Origin of the sequence: Nostoc sphaeroides (genome assembly GCF_003443655.1) — a bacterium.
Classification (GTDB): Bacteria; Cyanobacteriota; Cyanobacteriia; order Cyanobacteriales; family Nostocaceae; genus Nostoc; species Nostoc sphaeroides.
In genome coordinates, this window is sequence record NZ_CP031941.1 from 1,389,946 (window position 1) to 1,409,136 (window position 19,191).

Sequence of the window (19,191 nt, forward strand, 5' to 3'; positions counted from 1 at the left end):
ATTTCAGGTTTAACCAATACAAAAAGGGGTGGATATGGATATCAGCTTAATTGTATCCAATATTTTGAATCCGCCAATCCTGTTTTTCTTTTTAGGCATGACTGCTGTTTTTGTCAAGTCTGATTTAGAAATTCCCGCACCAATGCCCAAACTCTTTTCGTTGTACTTGCTGTTTGCCATTGGTTTTAAAGGAGGGGTAGAACTAATCAAAAGCGGTGTAACTCAGGAAGTCGTTCTAACACTCGCAGCAGCAATGATGATGGCTTGTGTTGTGCCAATTTACACCTTTTTTATCCTGAAGTGGAAATTGGATACTTACGATGCGGCTGCGATCGCTGCAACCTACGGTTCTATCAGTGCTGTCACCTTCATCACAGCTAGCGCTTTTTTAACTGAGCTTGGCATTGCTTTTGATGGTTACATGGTGGCAGCCCTTGCCCTGATGGAATCTCCAGCGATTATAGTTGGTCTAATTTTGGTGAATATATTCACTAACGATGGAAAGCGAGAGTTTTCGTGGCCGGAAGTTTTGCAAGAAGCATTTCTTAATAGTTCAGTTTTTCTATTAGTAGGTAGTCTATTAATAGGTGTGTTGACAGGAGAACACGGTTGGAAAGTATTAGAACCCTTTACTCAAGGGTTATTTTATGGCGTTCTCACCTTCTTTTTACTTGACATGGGATTGGTGGCTGCTAGAAGAATTAAAGACTTGCAAAAAACCGGAGTTTTCCTAATTTTATTTGCCATACTAATTCCTATACTCAATGCAGGCATTGGGTTAGCGATCGCCAAATTTATCGGTATGCCTCGCGGAGATTCGCTGTTATTCGCTGTATTGTGTGCCAGTGCTTCTTACATCGCTGTCCCGGCGGCTATGCGGATGACTGTTCCCGAAGCAAATCCTAGTCTGTATGTTTCTACCGCTCTAGCAGTGACATTTCCGTTCAATATTATTGTGGGAATTCCGTTATATCTCTACGGAATTAACCTATTCTGGAGGTAATAATATGCACGTAGTTAAAAAGATAGAAATTATCGCCAACTCCTTTGAACTTGCCAAAATTTTAGATAGTTTAGACAAGTCAGGTGTACATAGCCATGCCGTAATTCGCAATGTTGCTGGTAAAGGATTACGAGGAACGACAGAAGATTTAGACATGACCATGCTTGATAATGTTTACATCCTCGCCTTTTGTATGCCAGAACAACTCAAGCCGGTTGTAGAAAATATCAAACCACTCCTTAATAAGTTTGGAGGGACTTGCTACGTTTCCGATGTCATGGAAATTCGCTCTGTCAGATGTGTCGCGTCGATGTAAGAGAGTTATAAATCAATGAAGCATTTCATGGAACGTCGTGACTTTTTAAAGTTAGGAATGACTGGGGCGTTTGGAATGATGCTATCCGCCAGCGATTTGCTTTGGCGGGTAGAACAGGCTAAAGCTGCCGAAATACCCTCAACTTCCCCTGAATCCCTCAGTCCCGATGCAGCATTGCAAAAGCTGATGGAGGGGAATCAGCGATTTATTGATCATCAACCCCAATACCCCGATCAGTCAGCACTGCGGTTGCAAGAAGTGGCTATTGCTCAACATCCATTTGCAACTATTCTTAGTTGTGCGGATTCACGAGTCCCCGCAGAAATTGTTTTTGATCAAGGCATTGGAGACATTTTTGATGTTCGGATTGCCGGAAATATCGCTACACATGAAGCGATCGGTAGTATTGAATATGCGGTTGTTTTGTTAGGCTCTCCGTTATTGATGGTGATGGGGCATGAACGTTGCGGGGCTGTAACCGCCGCCGTGCAAAACGAATCGTTACTCGGTGATATTAGTACTTTTGTGAAGGCAATTAAGCCAGCAGTGGAAAAAGTCAAGAGTCAGCCGGGTGACGCGGTTGAAAATGCTGTGGTGGCAAATGTCCAATATCAAATTGAACAGTTGAAGCGATCGCAACTTTTAACTGAGCAAGTGCGATCGGGTAAATTGAAAATCGTGGGCGGTCGTTATGATTTGGATACAGGTAAGGTAAATATTATTACTTAGTTTGGTAGAGGATTTCCAAGAATTAAACAATTCAACTTAAGTTAAAACCCCTTTAAAATCTCGTTTCCAGCCTCTGGCTGGAAATGCTGGTCATTGCGGCTCTGCCGCAAATCAGGGAGGCGGGAGCCTCCCTGAAGGCATTCCCAGTCGGAGACTGGGAACGAGATAACGATATCGAATTGTTAGCTCAGTAATTACACGAGACTAAAGAACAAATGGTTGAGAATGGACTTGTGTTCTGAACGAATGGACTTGTGTTCTGAACGAATGGACTTGTGTTCTGAACGAATGGACTTGTGTTCTGAATGAATGGACTTGTGTTCTGAACGAATGGACTTGTGTTCTGAATGAATGGACTTGTGTTCTGAACGAACGGACTTGTGTTCTGAACGAACGGACTTGTGTTCTGAACGAACGGACTTGTGTTCTGAACGAATAGACTTGTCCGCTTGATTACTTATTAACCCAATGCGCTTGGGTTAAGCAAAGCACAACCCAACAAAACTTCGGTAAATGTTGGGTTTCGTTCCTCAACCCAACCTACGCGGTTTAAGGTTTTTGGCGTTAACCCAAGCGTATTGCCCTATGCCCCAATACCGTTCAGTTAAGCCCAAAAACCTTGGTAAAGACGCGAAATTTCGCGTCTCTACAGGTTTAAAATCAGTACCACAAATCCCAATACTGCTCGGTTAAGGAATTTCTTGGTTGAGGCAAGCTGTTCAATAGCAGGGGGAGAAATGGAGGCTGGCGTTGAGTTTTTGCCTCCCCTGCCTCCCCTGCCTCCCCTGCTTCCCCTGCCTCCCCTGCTTATCCGAGCAGTATTGCCACAAATCCTTAACTGAACTGTATTGCCCTATGCCCCATCCTTCTTTAATCCTGGACAGTCATTGGCAGACGAATGGTGAAAGTAGAACCAACTCCCGGCTGACTTTTGACAATAATCTCACCACCCATCATCTGGCAAAAGTGGCGGCTAATTGCTAACCCCAGTCCCGTACCTCCATACTTTTTCGTAGTCGAGGTATCTCCTTGTGTAAAAGGTTGAAATAACTGCTGCTGTTGACTTTGAGACATACCTATGCCTGTGTCAGTAACAGTAAAAGTAATCATGCCCAAAGGAGCCTCCAGTCGAAATTCATCCTTTTCTCTTTTGACTGTCAGCGTCACTTTGCCGTTTGTAGTGAATTTACTGGCGTTGCTGAGTAAGTTTAACAACACCTGCCGCATCCTAGTTTGATCGGCGTACATCATGCCAAGTTGCTCATCAAAATGCACTTCTAAAACATTGGCATTTTTTTCTATAGCTGGTTTGACTGTGAGGACAACGTTATGAATCAGCGTCGCAATCTCGAATGTCTCTGGATAAAGAGTCATTTTCCCCGCTTCAATTTTTGACAAGTCGAGGATTTCGTTAATCAAGTGCAGTAGATGCTTACCAGCAGAGTTAATTGTTTCTAAGTCTGTGATAAAGTCTGCTGATAAACCAAGATCGGTAGCGTCGTCTTCTAAAAGTTGGCTCAAGCCAATGACTGCATTTAATGGTGTGCGTAATTCGTGGCTGACATTGGCTAAAAATACGCTTTTTGCCTTGCTAGCAGCTTCCGCTAATTCTTTAGCTTGTTGTAGTTCTTTTGTTCGCTCAGATACTCGCTCAATCAGACGATTTAGAGATTTGGCGAGTAGGCCAATTTCATCTTCAGTGGTGACGGGCGCTCGCAAATCGAAATTAGATTTTCTTGCAACTTGCTCCGCTACTTGGGTAACAGTGATAACTGGTTCAGCGATCGCTCGACTGGTACGCCAAGCTACAATGGCTGCGATCGCCACCGAAACCAGCATACTGATGATCACGATAAATCGCTCAACTATTTTTGCCTGCTCAACGGCTTTTTGCCTTTCTTGCTCTTGTTCTTCGGCAGTTTGCAGGATGTTAGTCAAGCTCTGAGAAAGCTGCTCTAGCCGGATGGCTGTATCACCACGCATAATTATCAATAACTGCGATCGGGCAGAAGAAATCTGCTCTTGCTGCACTTTTTGGGAGTCAATTTTCTGTAAGACGACCTCTATTTGGTCAACGTAAGCTTTTAAATTAGTCTTGTAATCCTCCAATAACATCTGTAAAGTCGAACTTGTTGCGGCTAGTCTTTTAGGTTTACTGTCGATAAATCCGCCAATTTTTGACTCTAGTTGCTTGGCTTTTTCAACATTCTTCAAAAAATTGGCTTTTTTGGTTTGTAGCTGTTGTGAATTTTCCAACACAGCAACTAGGTTAGAGCTATGTAATTGTGCCCCGACTACTGCATCTTTATAATTACTCAGTAGTTGCCCTTGTTCATAAGCTTGATTGAATTGCCTAACTTCCCTTCCCCGGTAGTAATTGGCGATCACTAACCCAGTCAGTGAGCCAAAAAAGCCGATTCCGATAGCTACAAAATACCCATAGCCAATTTTTTGATGGATGCGCCAGGAACTGGCTTTGAGTTTCCCTTGTGAGGGAAATTCTATGGTCGGGAGTTCGTCTGTCGATGGCTCTTCGGCTGACACTTTTTTGCTTTCTGAACTGCTGTCGATAGGGGTTGGCTTTTGAGTAGGCATTTCTCAAACCTCCTTGCCTTCCCGCAAAAATCACCAAATCAGTTTAGCTTGTGCAAACACTTTAATTGGTGATTAACATTTACATTATCTTCTTTTATAGCAATAGCAAATCATTACTTACTATATAATTTACATCACGTTGTATAGTATCAGTAATTTTGATAGCAATTCCGCTAAATACAATTACTGAGAACGAATAGAATTCACTTTTTTTAGCAGCAATAAATAATTCCCTGCACTAAAGACCTATCTGAGACTGTCTTTGCCTTAACACAACACTTTCCTCAATATGCGGTTGATAACAATGAGTTCTTGCCATCAGGTATGCCACTACTCTACCTTAACTGCTTCCTTATAAAATTAATACAATCAGGAAAAAAACAAAAGCTTTGATATTCGTTGAGCATTAGGCATTGGGAATGGGGCATAGGGCATAGGGCATAGGGCATTGGGCATTGGTTATTAGGGACTTCCAAGTAAAAAAATATTCCATTGCTATTGTTCACTGTTGACCGTTGACGGTTCACGAGTTTTTAGTCAACAGTCAACAGTCAACAGTCAACGACTTGAATGTGGAATAATTTATTTTTTGGAGTTCCCTTAATTCTTCTCCCCCTGCTACTTACTCCCTGCTCCCTCATCTCCAAGGCAGGTTTATCATAAAATAGCTTAAAAGTCTAGTCTATGTGAACACACAAAAATTTTTATTACGTATTAATATCAATACGAATGCGTTAATTGACGGACACGGCTTAAGATAGCTTTAATCTCGGCTAAAATCGGGTTTTAGGCTTATATAAATGAGAGGTGGGCTGATTTTTGCCAGATTTGTACTTAAATTTAGTACGATTATGAGCGAATGACACGCAATGGGATAATCACAACCTGAGGATTCCAGTTGATTGAAAAAAAGAACTCAGAAAGCTGATCGGAATACATTCTGCTGCGTTCTTAGTTCTATCCTCCTCCTGAGTGTCTACCTTGTAGTTGATGCAGTAGATATTACGGGGCAATTATAGTTATAGGACACTAAAACCCTTTTGTGCCCTTGACGCAATTGTACTAATGTACTTGTGCATTACCTAATCAACAGACTTTTGGTTGTAATTATCCAGATTAGAAAAACTCAACTGTCAAATTTATAGGAGTGAAAATGCCAGAACAAGAATTTACCGAAACCGCATCCAAAGAGACTACAGTGGCAGAGATCAACAGCCAAACAGGAACCATCACCAAACTCCAGCCTCCCGCACAGTCTCAAGATGAATGGCAAAAATATGGTGAGCAAATTTCTACCTTTTTAGCAACATTGCCGGAATATCTGGGAAGCTTCTTTAATCAATATAAGCAACCCCTGATCACTGTTGGTTTAATTGTGGGATCAATTGTTGGGGTTAAAGTACTCTTGGCAATATTAGATGCTTTGAATGATATCCCCTTGGTAGCACCTACTTTTGAGTTGATCGGTATTGGTTACTCTGCTTGGTTTGTTTACCGCTATTTACTCAAAGCCTCAACCAGGAAAGAGTTAACTACTGAAATCACCACTCTTAAATCACAAGTGGTTGGTCAACAAATTCCAGAAGCTTAATAGTGATTATCGCAACTCTTAGAGACGCTATGCGTAGCTTGCTCCTGTGTAGGAGTACGCTCTAATTGCAAATCACCGAAGTCTGATCGCCGACTTCTGGCGCTCAGACTTCCGGTTTAACCTAAGTTCGATGAACCTCTCCTTGGCTTGAACTTTAGTTCAAGTCTGTCCCTCTCCGAATCGGAGAGGGAGGGTTTTGCCTAGTAAAACTTCTTAGAAATCTTTTGATTTACGATAGGACTTACGCACAGGTAACGGAAAATCGAACCTTATTAGGCACAGAGAACACGGAGGAATAAGAGTTTGAGAGGTATTTTGCGTAAGTCCTGTACGAATTAGGAATTACGTTAAAAGCGGTAGCAATTCTTTTAACTTTTGACTTTTGACTTGCGGCACTAGCCTCCTGTGGACAAGTTACCTTTTAGGTTCTGCTTTGGAGTGGGCGAGAGTTTTGGAGACAGGCTACGCCTACGCACTATGTTTTGAGATGAAATTCTCTCCAACTTGCCCCGTTTTACTAAAGCTTGATGAATCATCGCCGCCACTTCAGCCCTAGTAGCTACTTTATTAGGAGCAAGAATTTGGGGATTTGGATAGTTAACTACTAGACTATTGGCTGTAGCAGCAGCTATTTTGCTGGTAGCATAGGTTGGAATATCTTTAGCATCTTTATAGACACTCAAAATCTGATTTGGGGAAGTGGGTGCTTTCAAATTCAATCCACTAACAAGGGCAACTAAAACTTGCACTCGCGTAATATTTTGTTGTGGGTTGAAGGTTTTTTTCGGGTAGCCTTTGAGAAATCCGGCACTGATGGCTTGGTCAATTGCTGAAGTAGCCCAAAATTTTGCTGGTACATCTTGAAATGCGATCGCAGTCTTAGAGGGTTCTTGCTCAAAGGCTTTTTGCAGGATAACAGCAAATTCGGCGCGGTTTACAGGCTGATTTGGTCTAAAAGAATAATCAGGAAACCCCTGGAGAATACCACGGGAAGAAAGAACATCTATAAAACGCCGACCCCAAAAGTTATTGGGCACATCGTTAAATGCAATTGGCGGCGGAATAATAGATTTTTGTTTTGCCGGAGTTACTAAAGGCAACGCTGATAATGTAATTGATGACTCAAGCCCTGTTGAAGAGGATACAGGTGTCTGTGGGGATTGACTTGGGATTACCTGAGCCGATGGTAACACTGCGCCAGAAGAAGTTGCGCTGTTATTTGGCAATTCAGGTGTCTTGGGTTCAACAACAGCCTCAGGTGGGGATGACGGCAAAACGTTCTTGGGGGCTGCATTTGGTTCTACCTTGCCAGTAGGGAAGGGCAATACTTGATTTGGTTGAACACTTCTAGAAGGAGTAGAGGAAGGCGACAGCAACCCGTTTAAGTTCCAGCTAGAATCCCTGCGGGAAAATGACCAAAAAAGAATTGCTCCGATAGTGGCGAAGGCAACCATAATGGCTATAAATTCATCAAAGCCAAGGGCAGTTCTTTGGGATGACTCAGGTTCGGAAGGAGGTCTATTTGTCATCGTGATTACCCTGGTAGGAGTAAAATTTGTGTCTAAACAAATTAAGCCACAGATTTAATTCGTAATTCGTAATTCGTAGTTCGTAATTCGTAATTCATAGAAAAATATTAGCTTTCTGGTTCAACGCCGAGCGATCGCAATTGGGCAGCTAGGCGATCGGCTCTTTGGCGTTCCTTTTCTGCTCTTTGGGATTCCTGTTCTGCTCTTTGGAATTCTTGTTCAGCCCTTTCATCGCCACTCAACAACAAATTACCTTGTAAATCCCACCAACGCAACCAGGGTAATTCCACATTCTGATAAACTCCTAGCCATAAACCTAATTCAACTTCTAAGGGGCCTATGGGATAATGTCCTCGTTCATTTGCTGCTAAAAGCTGATACTGTCCTTCAATCAAATGATAAACTTCTAGGCTGGCTTTACTCGCCTCATAAATGCCGTAGAAGGGAGGACGAATCACCTGCTCATAAATCCAAAATTTCCCCTTCCAAGGAGTTTTATCTCGTTCTTCACTACCGTCCCCAGAGATAAATTCCAAGACAATCAACGGGGCAATAAACTCTCGCCACAATACATAAGAACGTCGCGTTTGCCCATCTAGTGTAGGCGGTACATTCGGTACATAAAACCAATCCGGTGCTTCTGCGCCTTTTTCAGGGGGATCAGTCAAGCGCCAGTAAATGCCTAAATCCTGGCCAATGCAATATTGACCTTCAGGATTTATTTGCTTGATGACAGGTGTAATCGAGTCAGTTAGTAAGATACTTTGGGGATGCTCTTGCCAATTTTTAACAAACGTGCAATCAGACTCAGGAAGCTGTGTATGGTCAGGAAAAGGAGTGAGGGCGGTGGATGGATTGGTTGCAGAGGTCATAATGCTACCTTTGCACTTTTTGTAAAGGTTGTTTTTAGTGTAGCTTGCGATGAGCTGCAAGAGCGCACTGGCTTAAGATGGACTTCCGCCTTGCGGTAGATATCTAAACCAAAACCGGATTTAGAGGGTGACAAAATGTAAAATATTAACTTATTGTTTACCCAATATTTGTAAAATTCAGGGTGTATAGTGCCAGAAGAATTCAGTTACCAAATCTCACCGCCATTTGTGTCTCTTGGTAGCGATCGCGATATCGATTTAGATTCAACCCTCCAAGAACTACCAATGTACAACTTCCCAGTGGAAATCAATCACACTGGTATGGAAGTGGCTAGTTTTTTGGAAAAATACCCCCTGCTACCAGGAGTAATTTTGGTAGAAGAGGGAAAGTTCATTGGGATGATTTCGCGGCGGCGACTGCTGGAATTTTTGATTCGCCCATTCGGACAAGAGTTATTTGTTCAGCAATCATTAGCTGTTCTCTACAGCTATGCGCGGATACCGATGTTGCTGCTGGCTGATACAACATCGATTTTAACTGCGATGCAACTTAGCTTAAAGCGATCGCCAGAATTATTAGCAGAACCAATTGTAGTAGAAACAGAATCTGGTGCTTATAGATTGTTAGATGTCCAAGAATTGAATATTATTTCTTGGCAAATTCGAGGAATCGACAATCTGGTGCGGTATGAACGCAGCCAAGCCCAAATGATTCAAAATGATAAAATGGCAAATTTGGGACGTTTGGTAGACGGTGTAGCTCACGAAATTTTAGACCCAGTGGGTTTTATTTGGGGTAACATAATTTATGTTTCAACCTACAGCCAAGATTTACTCAAGCTGATAGCAGCTTACGACAAAGAATTACCATCAGCTTCCCAGGCAATTAATCAGATTAAAGAAGAGATTGAATTTGATTTTTTAGAACAAGATTTGTCGCGATCGCTTGCTAGTATTCGCACGGGAGCGGAAAGATTAAAAAAACTCGTCACCAGCTTACAAAATTTCTGTCATATCGATGAACTTTATCCCAAACCAGTAGATTTACACGCTTGTATAGATAGTATTATTTTATTAATTAATAGCCGTCTTCAAGGAGAAATTGAAATCGTCAAATACTACGGTCAATTACCCCCAGTGTATTGCTTTATGGGGCAAATAAACCAGGTTTTGATGAATATTTTCAGCGAAGTTGTAGATACTTTACTCAATGAAGCAGTGCGACAGCAGTTGCATCGAGAAGATACAATGACTGTTCAAAAACCCCGAATTGAGATTACTACAGAAGTAATTTCGCAAGAAGCAAGTAACCCAAATGCACCAGATTCTCGCTGGATATTAGTTCGCATTGCCGACAATGGGCCTGGAATGTCTCAAGAATTGCAACAGCAAATTATAGAGTCTTTTTCTCTTGAAACAAAAAATAGTAAAAATACTAGTTTAGCAGTAAGTTATCGAATTATCACCCTCAGACATGGCGGAAAATTAAATTTCAATTCACAGATTGGTATAGGTACAAAATTTGAAATTTTATTGCCTTTAGTTTAATTGATTACGAATTACGAACTTGTACTGAGCGTCTTGTGCCGAGCGACTTGTGCCGAGCGACTTGTGCCGAGGTAAGCCGAGGTAAGCCGAAGGGAGCCGAAGTATTACGAATTAACGTTGCGTTAGATTACTGGACAAAGTTGCTGCTGGATAGGAATTTGAACCACAAACTCCGTTCCTTTTCCAGGTGTCGAAAAAAATTCTAACTTGCCGCCATGTTTTTCGGTGATGATTTGATAGCTGATAGCCATTCCCATTCCTGTTCCCTTACCAACAGGTTTGGTTGTGAAGAAGGGATTAAAAATCTGTTTTTGAATCGATTCAGGAATCCCAGATCCATTGTCAGCGATCGCATTTTCAGAATCAGGATCGTCGCTATGACCAACTACAACTTGAAACACAGCTACCTCATAGTAAGTTTTAACTAAATCTCAATTCACCTGACTTTTTATTTTCCGCCTCAAGAACGATTTACAAAAACTGCATGAAAAATTTTGGAGCCACAGCTAGGGCGAATGGAATTCGCGGCTACACAAACGACAATACGGTTCGGATAAGGTTTATTTCATGACAGACCCTATATCACAAAGACGCGATAAATCGCCGTCTCTACAAAGGACTGATTATTGTAAAGACGGCGATTTATCGCGTCTCTTGCCTTTTCACTGCAATAAATTTTCGCCACGTTGATAAATTTCCCGCGCGTAATCAGTCCAAGCACCTTGTCCCCAATAACGAAAACAACTGGTTTGCAACAACAGGTTATGTAAAAGAACGTTACGGTAATGAGATTGTCTGGTAACAGGTTCTGCTGAGTCAGTTTGCAGTAATGGATCAAATTTTTGATGGAATAAACTGCTTAGTTGATACATGGGAGACAACACATTTTCATATCCTTTTACCCAACTGATATGATTTGTCCACGAGGCTCCATCCAAATGAAAATTAGAGTTTATTTGCTTTAATTCTTGAATGGCATTCTCTACAGCTTCCGGTTGACAATTGTCTGATGAAACTCGCTCCCAAATCTGATGTTGTCCCAGTGGTTGACAAGTTGGATAGTCTTCAGGTTTGCATCCAGCAGCTTCGATTAATTCTAAATATTCTGTACCACACACCCCGACTACACCAGATTTTCCTCCCCCATTATTGACCATATCCCCCCAAGCTTGTTTAAAAGCGCTAGGAAATTCATTCATCATCACGCCGCCATTTTCACCATCACCAATTTGGCTAACTATTGGTGGTACAAAAACACTGCCAATTTGCTGTTTTGATAATGTTTTTGCTTCATAATAAGGCTGCATTTGGGCAACTAATTTAGTATCCGAACCTTGGGTTTTAATTAAAGCTGTAATGCTAATTGTTTCGCCTTGAGAATTACGGGCAATTAGACGATGTGGTAAATGTTTATGAGTGAGAGATTGACCGCTAATAGTTTCTACAGAATGTTCTTGAACGAGTAACCAGCGATATCCACATTCTTTCAGCGCTTTCACAAATTCAAAGAGAGCATCAGGGTGATTTGGTAGGTGCATTTCTGGGGGCGAAAATCCTTTGACTCGCGCTAATGCTTCCCAGCCAAAAATTGCTGCAAAGTGATGTTGCCATGCGATGATATGCAATTTGATATCTGCTATGGGTGTGGAAGGAATAACTGCATGGCCCCACATTGTACCCAGCCATTCTACATAAGGTTGGTAAGTGCGATCGCAAGTAATCCGTTTGAGATTACCCTGAACATCACTGCGTCCCATTTGTCTCAGTCCCCACAGAAGATTACCTGAGTAATCCAACATCACACGGGGATTGCAACCTTGACTGACAAGTTCGGGGATCAAGTCTCCCATCCGGCTGTAACAATATGCAAAAGGATCTGCATTGTGATTATCCCCTTCATGAGGATGTTCAAACATATATTGCAGATTGCTGATCAGCGTACCACCATTTCCAGCAGGTATAGTTGGCTGATGCATGTGTAAGGCGATCGCAAACACAGCATTTACGTTTTCTAAGCGGATATTCGTTGTTGGTAAAAATACTGGCTGATTATGGTTAACCACAGAGAGAACCTCTGTTTCCCAACCAGATATATTCGGCAAGCCATCAATGATTTCGGGCAAATTACTAAGAATTTTGGGCAAGGAAAGCATTTCTGATTGCTCCGAAACAAGGTATGTCTAATTATGCGATCGCACAGCAATTTCTGATCTACAACTTTATTTATTGATGCAAACTGCGATCGCCTTGTAGTCCCGCGATATCTGTGTAATTCAATAGTTTGGATCTTACACTTATACAAAACTTATTGAAAAATATACACTAGCTATCCTTAATTCTGCTGCTATAAGCTTACATCTGTACGCCCTACAGCCGATTCATTATGTTGCAAAGATTTTTGCAAATGGTATGATCAACTCGAAATGAAAAATTCAGATTTCATCTGGGTTCCTGAGTTGGAATCTGTTTCGTTCTTTTAAATAAGCTATAAAATCCCGAAAAACTATACACAGTAAATATTAGTATTTATCAAGATAAAATTTTATATTCTATCTTTTGTTACGCAAATTTAATTTTAGGACAGGTCTAATGAAACTAAAACAATTTGGAATTACATTTTTGAGTGTTTGTATTGCTGCTTTTTCGGGAATTAAAGCAGCAGATGCGGCATCATTTTCGGTAATTGCCGATGGTCTTAATAGTCCACGGGGTCTAACTTTTGGTACTGACGGGAGTCTCTACGTCACCGAAGCAGGAACAGGCGGCAGTGGAGCTTGTGTTCCTTCGCCGAGCGTTGCAAGCCAATCTTTATGTTATGGCACAACTGGTGCAGTCACCAAAATTGGAAATGGTATCCAAGAACGTATACTTACAGGACTTCCTTCTTTAGCATTACCAGATGGTACTGATACTTCTGGGCCTCAAGATATCAAATTTGATGCTACTGGCAAGCCTTATATTGCAATTGGGTATGGTTCAAATCCCACATTTCGCGCCACATTAGGTAACACTGATTTAGGAAAAATCATCACTGCTAATTTCAATACAAATTCGTGGACTAGTGTTGCTGATTTAGCTAATTATGAACTTGCAAATAATCCCGATCAAGGTGATATAAATAGCAATCCCTTCTCTCTTCTTGTAGATGGAAATAATATTGTTGCGGTTGATACTGGTGCCAATGAGTTACTCAGCGTAGGTACTGATGGAAGAAATTTAAAGGCGATCGCCACAATTCCCCAGCAGACATTAACTAATCCAATTTTCCCCTCTGGCGCATTATCATTGCCATTTGAAATCCAAGCAGTACCCACAAATATCGCCAAAGGCCCAGATGGCGCTTATTATATTAGCCAATTAACTGGTTTTCCTTTTCCAGAAGGTGAAGCAAAAATCTATCGAGTTGGTGCTGATGGTCAACCAACAGTTTATACCGATGGCTTTACCCAACTTATTGACTTAGATTTTGATACCGAGGGTAATTTATATGCTTTGCAGTACGCTAATCAGTCACTCTGGAAAGGTAATCTAGATGGTTCTGTGATTAAAATAGCGAGCGATGGAACTCGCACAACTATTCTTAGTGGCAATGGATTAGAGTCTCCTACTGCTTTGACTATTGGTGCTGATGGTGATATTTACGTAACAAACCGAGGCGATCGCCCAGGACAGGGACAAGTTCTCAAAATTGAGAATCCCAAGTCTGTTCCTGAATCTACTTCTACTTTCAGCTTATTAGCATTTCTTGGCACTGTGAGCATTACTTTGTTGCACAAGGGTAAAGCCAAACGACTGAAGATTTTGGACAAGTTTGTTCAGGAGTGTTGAGTCCGCGATCGCCCTCGGCGTTTCCCCTTGTCTACGAGACGCTACGCGAAGGGATAAGTTTTTGACTCGGCCGTTGTCTGCTTGGTGCTGGCGGAGTTGCTATTCGTAAAATTAGCTCTAGCAACCAAGGGGCGAGGCGTTGACACAACACGGCTAAATGACTTTGCCATCCGACTAAAATTTCTGCTGAATCATTTTGCATTCCGGTGACGAGTGCTTTAGCCACTTGCTGGGGAGTCATGGGGATCACCCAGCGAAATAATTTTAAGTCGCGCACCATGTCTGTGTCTGTCAGGGAAGGCAGTAATGCAATGACGCGGATATTGTAATCAGCTAATTCTTGGCGCAAGGCTTGGGTAAATCCTAAGATGGCAAACTTGGTTGCTGAGTATGTCGCCATCGTTGGTGCTGCAACTTTCCCCATCAGACTCGACACATTGACGATTGTCCCTTGCCTTTGGCTGGCCATGCGTCGAGCGATCAGACTCGTGAGATTGTACATTCCTAACAAGTTCACAGAAATTTCTTCTTGAACTTGGGGCATTTTAGATTGCAAAAACGAGCTTTGGTATGCCACTCCTGCACAATTAACCAGCAGGTGAATCTGTCCGTAATTGCGCCACAGTTGGGCAACAGCGATATTTACTTCTATTGTTTGAGTCAAATCTAAGGGTACGATCGCAGTTTCTGTTCCCATCGCTTCGATTTCCTTAGCTACCTCAACTAACTTTTGGCGATCGCGTGCTACCAATATCAGTCGCTTGATGCCGATTTGCGCCAGTTCGAGAGCGATCGCTCGTCCAATTCCACGCGAAGCCCCTGTAATTAGAGCAACTTTACCTTGAATCTCCATTGGTTTTATCCTCCAAAATTTAAGTCTTACCAAACTCTTCGTTATTGCCGATACACACAAGCAAGAGCTACTCGCTTGTCGGCACAAGGTAAGACAAATAATCAATTGCAATTGAAATCAAACTCAAACTAAGCATGAAAGCAACGAGATATTTCTTGGTTAATCTGCGATCGCTCATAATTGTCTATGCGAGGCAGAAATTTATCGTTTTTAAGCTGTCAAAGCCTAACAGACTTGGCTGAATGCATATAGCTCATAGATTTTACTTCTCCTAGATCCGAGCGCTCATCAGCATCGTTGTCATACACACGTTAGCAATAAAATCAAGCTATTGCAATATTCTTTAATCAGAATTTCTTAATAGTTGTTAGCTCTAAGCATATATATGGCAAAGATTTTATTAAATAAGTTTTTATGAATACCTAAGTACAAATATCTTACTTTCCTGACATTAAGCCCTCTTTTGAGAAATTGTAATATCTCAGTCATAGCCAAGAAACAAAAAAGACATAGAGGTTTTGGTCTATTGTTGCAACACCTCAGTTTTTCAGCTATTTCGCAGACTTACATCAGTATATTTACGGTTTTATTTAAAATATAGGTTTCTGATATTTCTATTTTAAAGAATAAAAAAGAGTCAAATTATTGTCTTTAATGCAAATTAAAACGGCATGTTTATCTGCCAAAACTTTAGTAAAAAGGGTAACTTGCTTTGCGTTAGCTTTGAGTCCATCAAAGGAATGCTTGAGACTTGTCTGGTGTATGACAATTCATGCCATCTTGAAAAGCTAACGATTAGCCTAACCCCCTTGCCGATCCTGTAAAATAGAAGGTTGGGTTAAGCAAAGCGCAATCCAACAAAGCACCCGAAATGTTGGATTATACCATTTAACTTTACTAATGATATAAATACGCTGATAGGGGCAAGTCTTTGCCCATTGGTGTCAACTTAAGCTCAAATACTTACCTGGGATACGTTTTACCCCCCTTAATCCCCCCGATAGATTGGGGGGAAAAGAAATGCAGCTTCCTCCCCTTTATAAGGGGAGGGTTAGGGTGGGGTAACGCAGTGAGTAAACTAAGCGAGAGAACTGAATATCACGTCTTGACAAGGGTTTCACGTTAAGTTGACACCAATGGTCTTTGCCCATTGGTGTCAACTTAAGCTAAAAATCGCTTATCTATTGGCTTCCACGCCCGCCCAGAAATGAATTTCAGAGACTCATAGCTAAAGTCTACTTCAGTAGACTTTAGCTATTAGTAAGGAACTTCAGTTCCTTGTGGGACATGAGTTTTACCTTAAGATAAATCTTGCACTGCGTTTCTATCCCGCCTCAGAATGAATTCCGAGTCTAATAGCAAAAGTCCACTCAAGTGGACTGAATTAATTATTTAGTCCACTTGAGTGGACTTCAGCTATCAGCCCTGAAATTTATTTCTGGGCGGGCTATTGGTAACTACGACTAGATTTTTAAGCACTTCAGTGCTTACTACGAACTCATCAAATTTAATCAGACAGACCACTAATGGTCTGTCTCATAAGTTCTGATTGATTAGTTTGTTACCAAAACCCTGTAGAGACGCGAAATTTCGCGTCTACAACCCAGCAAATTAAAACTGAAAGCAATTAAGGGGTTAAAAAGTCTAAATGGTTTCCTGGTTGGGCAAGCAAATCTTCTACTGTCCCCTGAATTTGTAACTTGCCTTGATTAAGCAAAATAATCCAATCAGCACGGGTAATTACTCTAGGACGGTGGCTAATCAGGATTGTGGTTTTACCTTGGCGGTGCAACAACAGTTGATCTAAAACTTGAGCTTCACTAACTGGATCGAGTCCAGCAGTTGATTCGTCTAAAATCAAGATTGGTGGATCGTTAACAATAGCTCTTGCTAAAGCCAGTCTTTGCCGTTGTCCACCAGAAATATTTGACCCAAATTCACCTAATACAGTTTGATATTTTTCAGGTAATCTACTAATAAAATCATCTGCCTCAGCAATTTGGCAAGCCTTGACAATTTGATCAAAGGTGAGGTGAGGAGAACCTAAGCGGAAATTTTCAATAATTGTACGACTCCAAAAATGAGCGTCTTGAGGAACCAGAGCAACTTGTTGCCGCAAACAATCAAGAGCTAGGTCTTGCATGTTATACATCCCAAAGCGAATATTGCCAGAATTAGGTGTATATAATCCGGCAATCAGTTTAGCAAGAGAACTTTTTCCACAGCCGGATGTACCAATTAGGGCAACAACTTTACCGCCAGGAATTGTGATGGAAAAATCTTCCAGTAACTCTAGCCTGCCAGCGTAGTGAAAGTTTAGGTTTTTGCAAATAATATCACCATCACTAGGAATTTGAGCAAAGGGTTTGGTACTATCGCTTGGAGTTTCAGGTGTGGAATCGATAACTTCTGTTAAGCGTTCCGTGGCAGTTTTGGCACGCGTGAATTCATCTATAAATCCAATCACAGTACTGATTAATGCCAAAAAATTCCCATTCATCCCGTTAAATGCCAGCAGTTGACCGATGCTGAGTTCTTTACTAATAACTAGGACGCTGCCGAAACCAATCAAACTAACGCTGCCAATAGCATAAACTAACCCAGAAAAGGTGCTATTAATAATTCCAATCTGAACTGTGCGAAATGTTATGTTTGAGAGCCGACCAAATCTGTTTTGAAATTCTTCCCAAAATTGAGGAGCAGCAGTAGTACTTTTGAGTGTCAGCGCTCCTTTAAAGCTTTCAACGAGAACACCTTGGTTTTCCGCATCTAAGACCAACATACTTCTGATTTTTTGTTGAAGTGTAGGCAGAAAAACCACCGTAGATAAACTCATCACAATAGCAACAACGACGGCAACAAAGGTGAGTTTCCAGCTATAGAACACCATGAAACCCAAAGAAATCAGTCCGATAAACAATTGGCTAGGCAGACTGATAACTGCTTGAGCAACTAGCTGATTAATTTGTTGAATATCTTGCAATCTGCTTACAATCTCGCCACTGCGACGTGATTCATAGTAAGCCAGAGGCAGCCGCAAGATTGCCCTAGCAAATTCTAGAACTAGCCCTAACTCAAGCTTTTGAGCAAAATTGGCAATCAGGTTAGATTGAACTAATTGCAGACTACTTGCCACCAAATTCATCACCACAACTGCAATAATTACACCAATAAGAAGCTGGGTATCACCTCGAACTAGTACATCATCCGTTAGAATTTGAAGCAGGAAAGGAGACGTTAACGAAAGCAGACCGATAACTATAGCACACAGAAAAGCCTCGAATATTATGCCCCCATAAGGCAATGCCCGCCGCGCAAAGCGCCAAAGACCATTGACTTTATCATCGGGTTGAGCATAAAAGCGAACCGCATCTGGCTCTAGTAAAAGCATGACTTGATCTGACCAAGCCTCCGTTAATTCATTTCTAGAGACATAACGGATGTTAAAGGCTGGGTCAGCAATTACATATTTTTTGCCTTTCTGACCATACAAAACAACCCAGTGGTAGCCTTTCCAGTGAATGATTGCTGGGAGTGGTGCTTGGTTCATTCGGTCTAATATTTCTTTTGATGCCCTGACCGAACGCGCATTGAAACCAAGTGCTTCCGCTCCTCGCCTCAATCCCAACAATGTTGTTCCAAGTTGCCCCGTGCCTACCGCTTCCCGGATGCGATTTAGTGTAAAATTACGTCGATAATGTTTGGCAACGGAAGCAAGACAAGCAGCTCCACAATCTTCTTCACTATGTTGTGTAACAACTTGGTATTTCATTTCAGACTCCACTACCCAATAGCATTGTAAAAAAACTTAAAAAAATAGCAGGGTTTAGTCCCTGCGTGGTTAATAATTTGACCAACAGTTTAATTTTACTAAGTAACTGAGCAAAAAAATCAAACTATGTTATGTAATGTAAAATTAATTAAATTCCTTAGTAGTAGGCGACTCTCAATACGGTTCGGTTAACGTGTTTATTCCTCGAAGATCCCCCCAACCTCCCTTAAAAAAGGCTTGCTCGTAACCCTCTTTTACCCCCTTTTTAAGGGGGTCGCCGCAGGCGGGGGGATCTTAACCGAACCATATTGAGGCGACTCCAGCCGCTTACCACAAAACTTTAATTATTCACGCCCTCTTACTTATCACTACCAATCAAATTTTAGTAGTAGGGAGGGTAGCTTTATTCCCAGGCTTTTTAATATTCCTGATACTGAAGTTGTTCCTTTGGTAGTTTTCGTTTTCACAACTTTTTTAATTTGTTTCTTTACTCCTTTTTGCTCAATTGTAACTTGAGTATAAGAAACCGCCTTGATTTCACCACCACACAGAGTT

At 41.5% G+C, this 19,191-nt stretch carries 14 protein-coding genes; 7 read left to right on the plus strand and 7 right to left on the minus strand.

The features are described from left to right. The first annotated feature begins 34 nt into the window (after window positions 1-34). The 4 genes from D1367_RS06485 (at window position 35) to D1367_RS30535 (ending at window position 2,741) form a co-directional block, all read left to right on the plus strand. The gene (locus tag D1367_RS06485) at window positions 35-1,003 is read left to right on the plus strand and encodes a sodium-dependent bicarbonate transport family permease (protein ID WP_118164819.1); all 969 of its coding nucleotides are present in this window, start codon (window positions 35-37) and stop codon (window positions 1,001-1,003) included. 4 nt (window positions 1,004-1,007) lie between these two features. Then, complete coding sequence (locus D1367_RS06490) at window positions 1,008-1,319, plus strand: P-II family nitrogen regulator (RefSeq protein WP_118164823.1); 312 nt, start codon at window positions 1,008-1,010, stop codon at window positions 1,317-1,319. Window positions 1,320-1,346: 27 nt separating this feature from the next. Further along, window positions 1,347-2,048, plus strand: a complete 702-nt coding sequence (locus D1367_RS06495; protein ID WP_118164828.1) for a carbonic anhydrase — start codon at window positions 1,347-1,349, stop codon at window positions 2,046-2,048. 513 nt (window positions 2,049-2,561) lie between these two features. After that, window positions 2,562-2,741, plus strand: a complete 180-nt coding sequence (locus tag D1367_RS30535; RefSeq protein WP_118164831.1) for a hypothetical protein — start codon at window positions 2,562-2,564, stop codon at window positions 2,739-2,741. A gap of 177 nt (window positions 2,742-2,918) precedes the next feature. Here the strand turns inward: D1367_RS30535 and D1367_RS06505 are convergent, their stop codons facing one another. After that, a complete protein-coding gene (locus D1367_RS06505; protein ID WP_118164834.1) occupies window positions 2,919-4,643 on the minus strand; it encodes a sensor histidine kinase in 1,725 nt (574 codons plus the stop codon). 1,153 nt (window positions 4,644-5,796) lie between these two features. Here D1367_RS06505 and D1367_RS06515 point away from each other — a divergent pair. Beyond that, window positions 5,797-6,234: a CAAD domain-containing protein gene (locus tag D1367_RS06515; RefSeq protein WP_118164840.1), complete on the plus strand. Its 438-nt coding sequence runs from the start codon at window positions 5,797-5,799 to the stop codon at window positions 6,232-6,234. Between the two features lie 395 nt (window positions 6,235-6,629). Here the strand turns inward: D1367_RS06515 and D1367_RS06520 are convergent, their stop codons facing one another. Next, the gene (locus D1367_RS06520) at window positions 6,630-7,763 is read right to left on the minus strand and encodes an S-layer homology domain-containing protein (protein WP_118164844.1); all 1,134 of its coding nucleotides are present in this window, start codon (window positions 7,761-7,763) and stop codon (window positions 6,630-6,632) included. Between the two features lie 107 nt (window positions 7,764-7,870). Beyond that, window positions 7,871-8,635, minus strand: coding sequence for a Uma2 family endonuclease (locus tag D1367_RS06525; RefSeq protein WP_118164848.1), 765 nt, complete (start codon window positions 8,633-8,635; stop codon window positions 7,871-7,873). Window positions 8,636-8,824: 189 nt separating this feature from the next. Between D1367_RS06525 and D1367_RS06530 the strand changes: the two genes are divergently transcribed. Then, window positions 8,825-10,183 (plus strand): sensor histidine kinase, encoded by a 1,359-nt coding sequence (locus tag D1367_RS06530; RefSeq protein WP_118164852.1) that lies wholly within the window; start codon window positions 8,825-8,827, stop codon window positions 10,181-10,183. 122 nt (window positions 10,184-10,305) lie between these two features. On the opposite strand, the gene D1367_RS06535 is transcribed toward D1367_RS06530, so the two are convergent. Further along, window positions 10,306-10,584, minus strand: a complete 279-nt coding sequence (locus tag D1367_RS06535) for a sensor histidine kinase (protein WP_244944984.1) — start codon at window positions 10,582-10,584, stop codon at window positions 10,306-10,308. A 261-nt stretch (window positions 10,585-10,845) separates the two neighbouring features. Then, a complete protein-coding gene (locus D1367_RS06540) occupies window positions 10,846-12,336 on the minus strand; it encodes a glycosyl hydrolase family 57 (protein ID WP_118164855.1) in 1,491 nt (496 codons plus the stop codon). 436 nt (window positions 12,337-12,772) lie between these two features. Here D1367_RS06540 and D1367_RS06545 point away from each other — a divergent pair, with 436 nt between their 5' ends. Further along, complete coding sequence (locus D1367_RS06545; RefSeq protein WP_118164859.1) at window positions 12,773-14,011, plus strand: ScyD/ScyE family protein; 1,239 nt, start codon at window positions 12,773-12,775, stop codon at window positions 14,009-14,011. Window positions 14,012-14,042: 31 nt separating this feature from the next. On the opposite strand, the gene D1367_RS06550 is transcribed toward D1367_RS06545, so the two are convergent. Together D1367_RS06550 and D1367_RS06555 are read right to left on the minus strand one after the other, a co-directional pair. Next, window positions 14,043-14,864 carry an SDR family NAD(P)-dependent oxidoreductase gene (locus D1367_RS06550; protein WP_118164863.1) on the minus strand — a complete coding sequence of 274 codons (822 nt, stop codon included), beginning with the start codon at window positions 14,862-14,864 and terminating at the stop codon, window positions 14,043-14,045. A gap of 1,627 nt (window positions 14,865-16,491) precedes the next feature. Beyond that, on the minus strand, window positions 16,492-18,636 hold the full coding sequence (locus D1367_RS06555) for a peptidase domain-containing ABC transporter (RefSeq protein ID WP_118164865.1): 2,145 nt from the start codon (window positions 18,634-18,636) through the stop codon (window positions 16,492-16,494). Between the last annotated feature and the right edge of the window lie 555 nt (window positions 18,637-19,191).

Excerpts from the sequence above, each read along its gene's own strand:
- D1367_RS06485 (WP_118164819.1), top strand. The coding sequence starts at position 35 with ATGGATATCAGCTTAATTGTATCCAATATTTTGAATCCGCCAATCCTG.
- D1367_RS06490 (WP_118164823.1), top strand. The coding sequence starts at position 1,008 with ATGCACGTAGTTAAAAAGATAGAAATTATCGCCAACTCCTTTGAACTT.
- D1367_RS06495 (WP_118164828.1), top strand. The coding sequence starts at position 1,347 with ATGGAACGTCGTGACTTTTTAAAGTTAGGAATGACTGGGGCGTTTGGA.
- D1367_RS30535 (WP_118164831.1), top strand. The coding sequence starts at position 2,562 with ATGTTGGGTTTCGTTCCTCAACCCAACCTACGCGGTTTAAGGTTTTTG.
- D1367_RS06505 (WP_118164834.1), bottom strand. The coding sequence starts at position 4,643 with ATGCCTACTCAAAAGCCAACCCCTATCGACAGCAGTTCAGAAAGCAAA.
- D1367_RS06515 (WP_118164840.1), top strand. The coding sequence starts at position 5,797 with ATGCCAGAACAAGAATTTACCGAAACCGCATCCAAAGAGACTACAGTG.
- D1367_RS06520 (WP_118164844.1), bottom strand. The coding sequence starts at position 7,763 with ATGACAAATAGACCTCCTTCCGAACCTGAGTCATCCCAAAGAACTGCC.
- D1367_RS06525 (WP_118164848.1), bottom strand. The coding sequence starts at position 8,635 with ATGACCTCTGCAACCAATCCATCCACCGCCCTCACTCCTTTTCCTGAC.
- D1367_RS06540 (WP_118164855.1), bottom strand. The coding sequence starts at position 12,336 with ATGCTTTCCTTGCCCAAAATTCTTAGTAATTTGCCCGAAATCATTGAT.
- D1367_RS06545 (WP_118164859.1), top strand. The coding sequence starts at position 12,773 with ATGAAACTAAAACAATTTGGAATTACATTTTTGAGTGTTTGTATTGCT.
- D1367_RS06550 (WP_118164863.1), bottom strand. The coding sequence starts at position 14,864 with ATGGAGATTCAAGGTAAAGTTGCTCTAATTACAGGGGCTTCGCGTGGA.
- D1367_RS06555 (WP_118164865.1), bottom strand. The coding sequence starts at position 18,636 with ATGAAATACCAAGTTGTTACACAACATAGTGAAGAAGATTGTGGAGCT.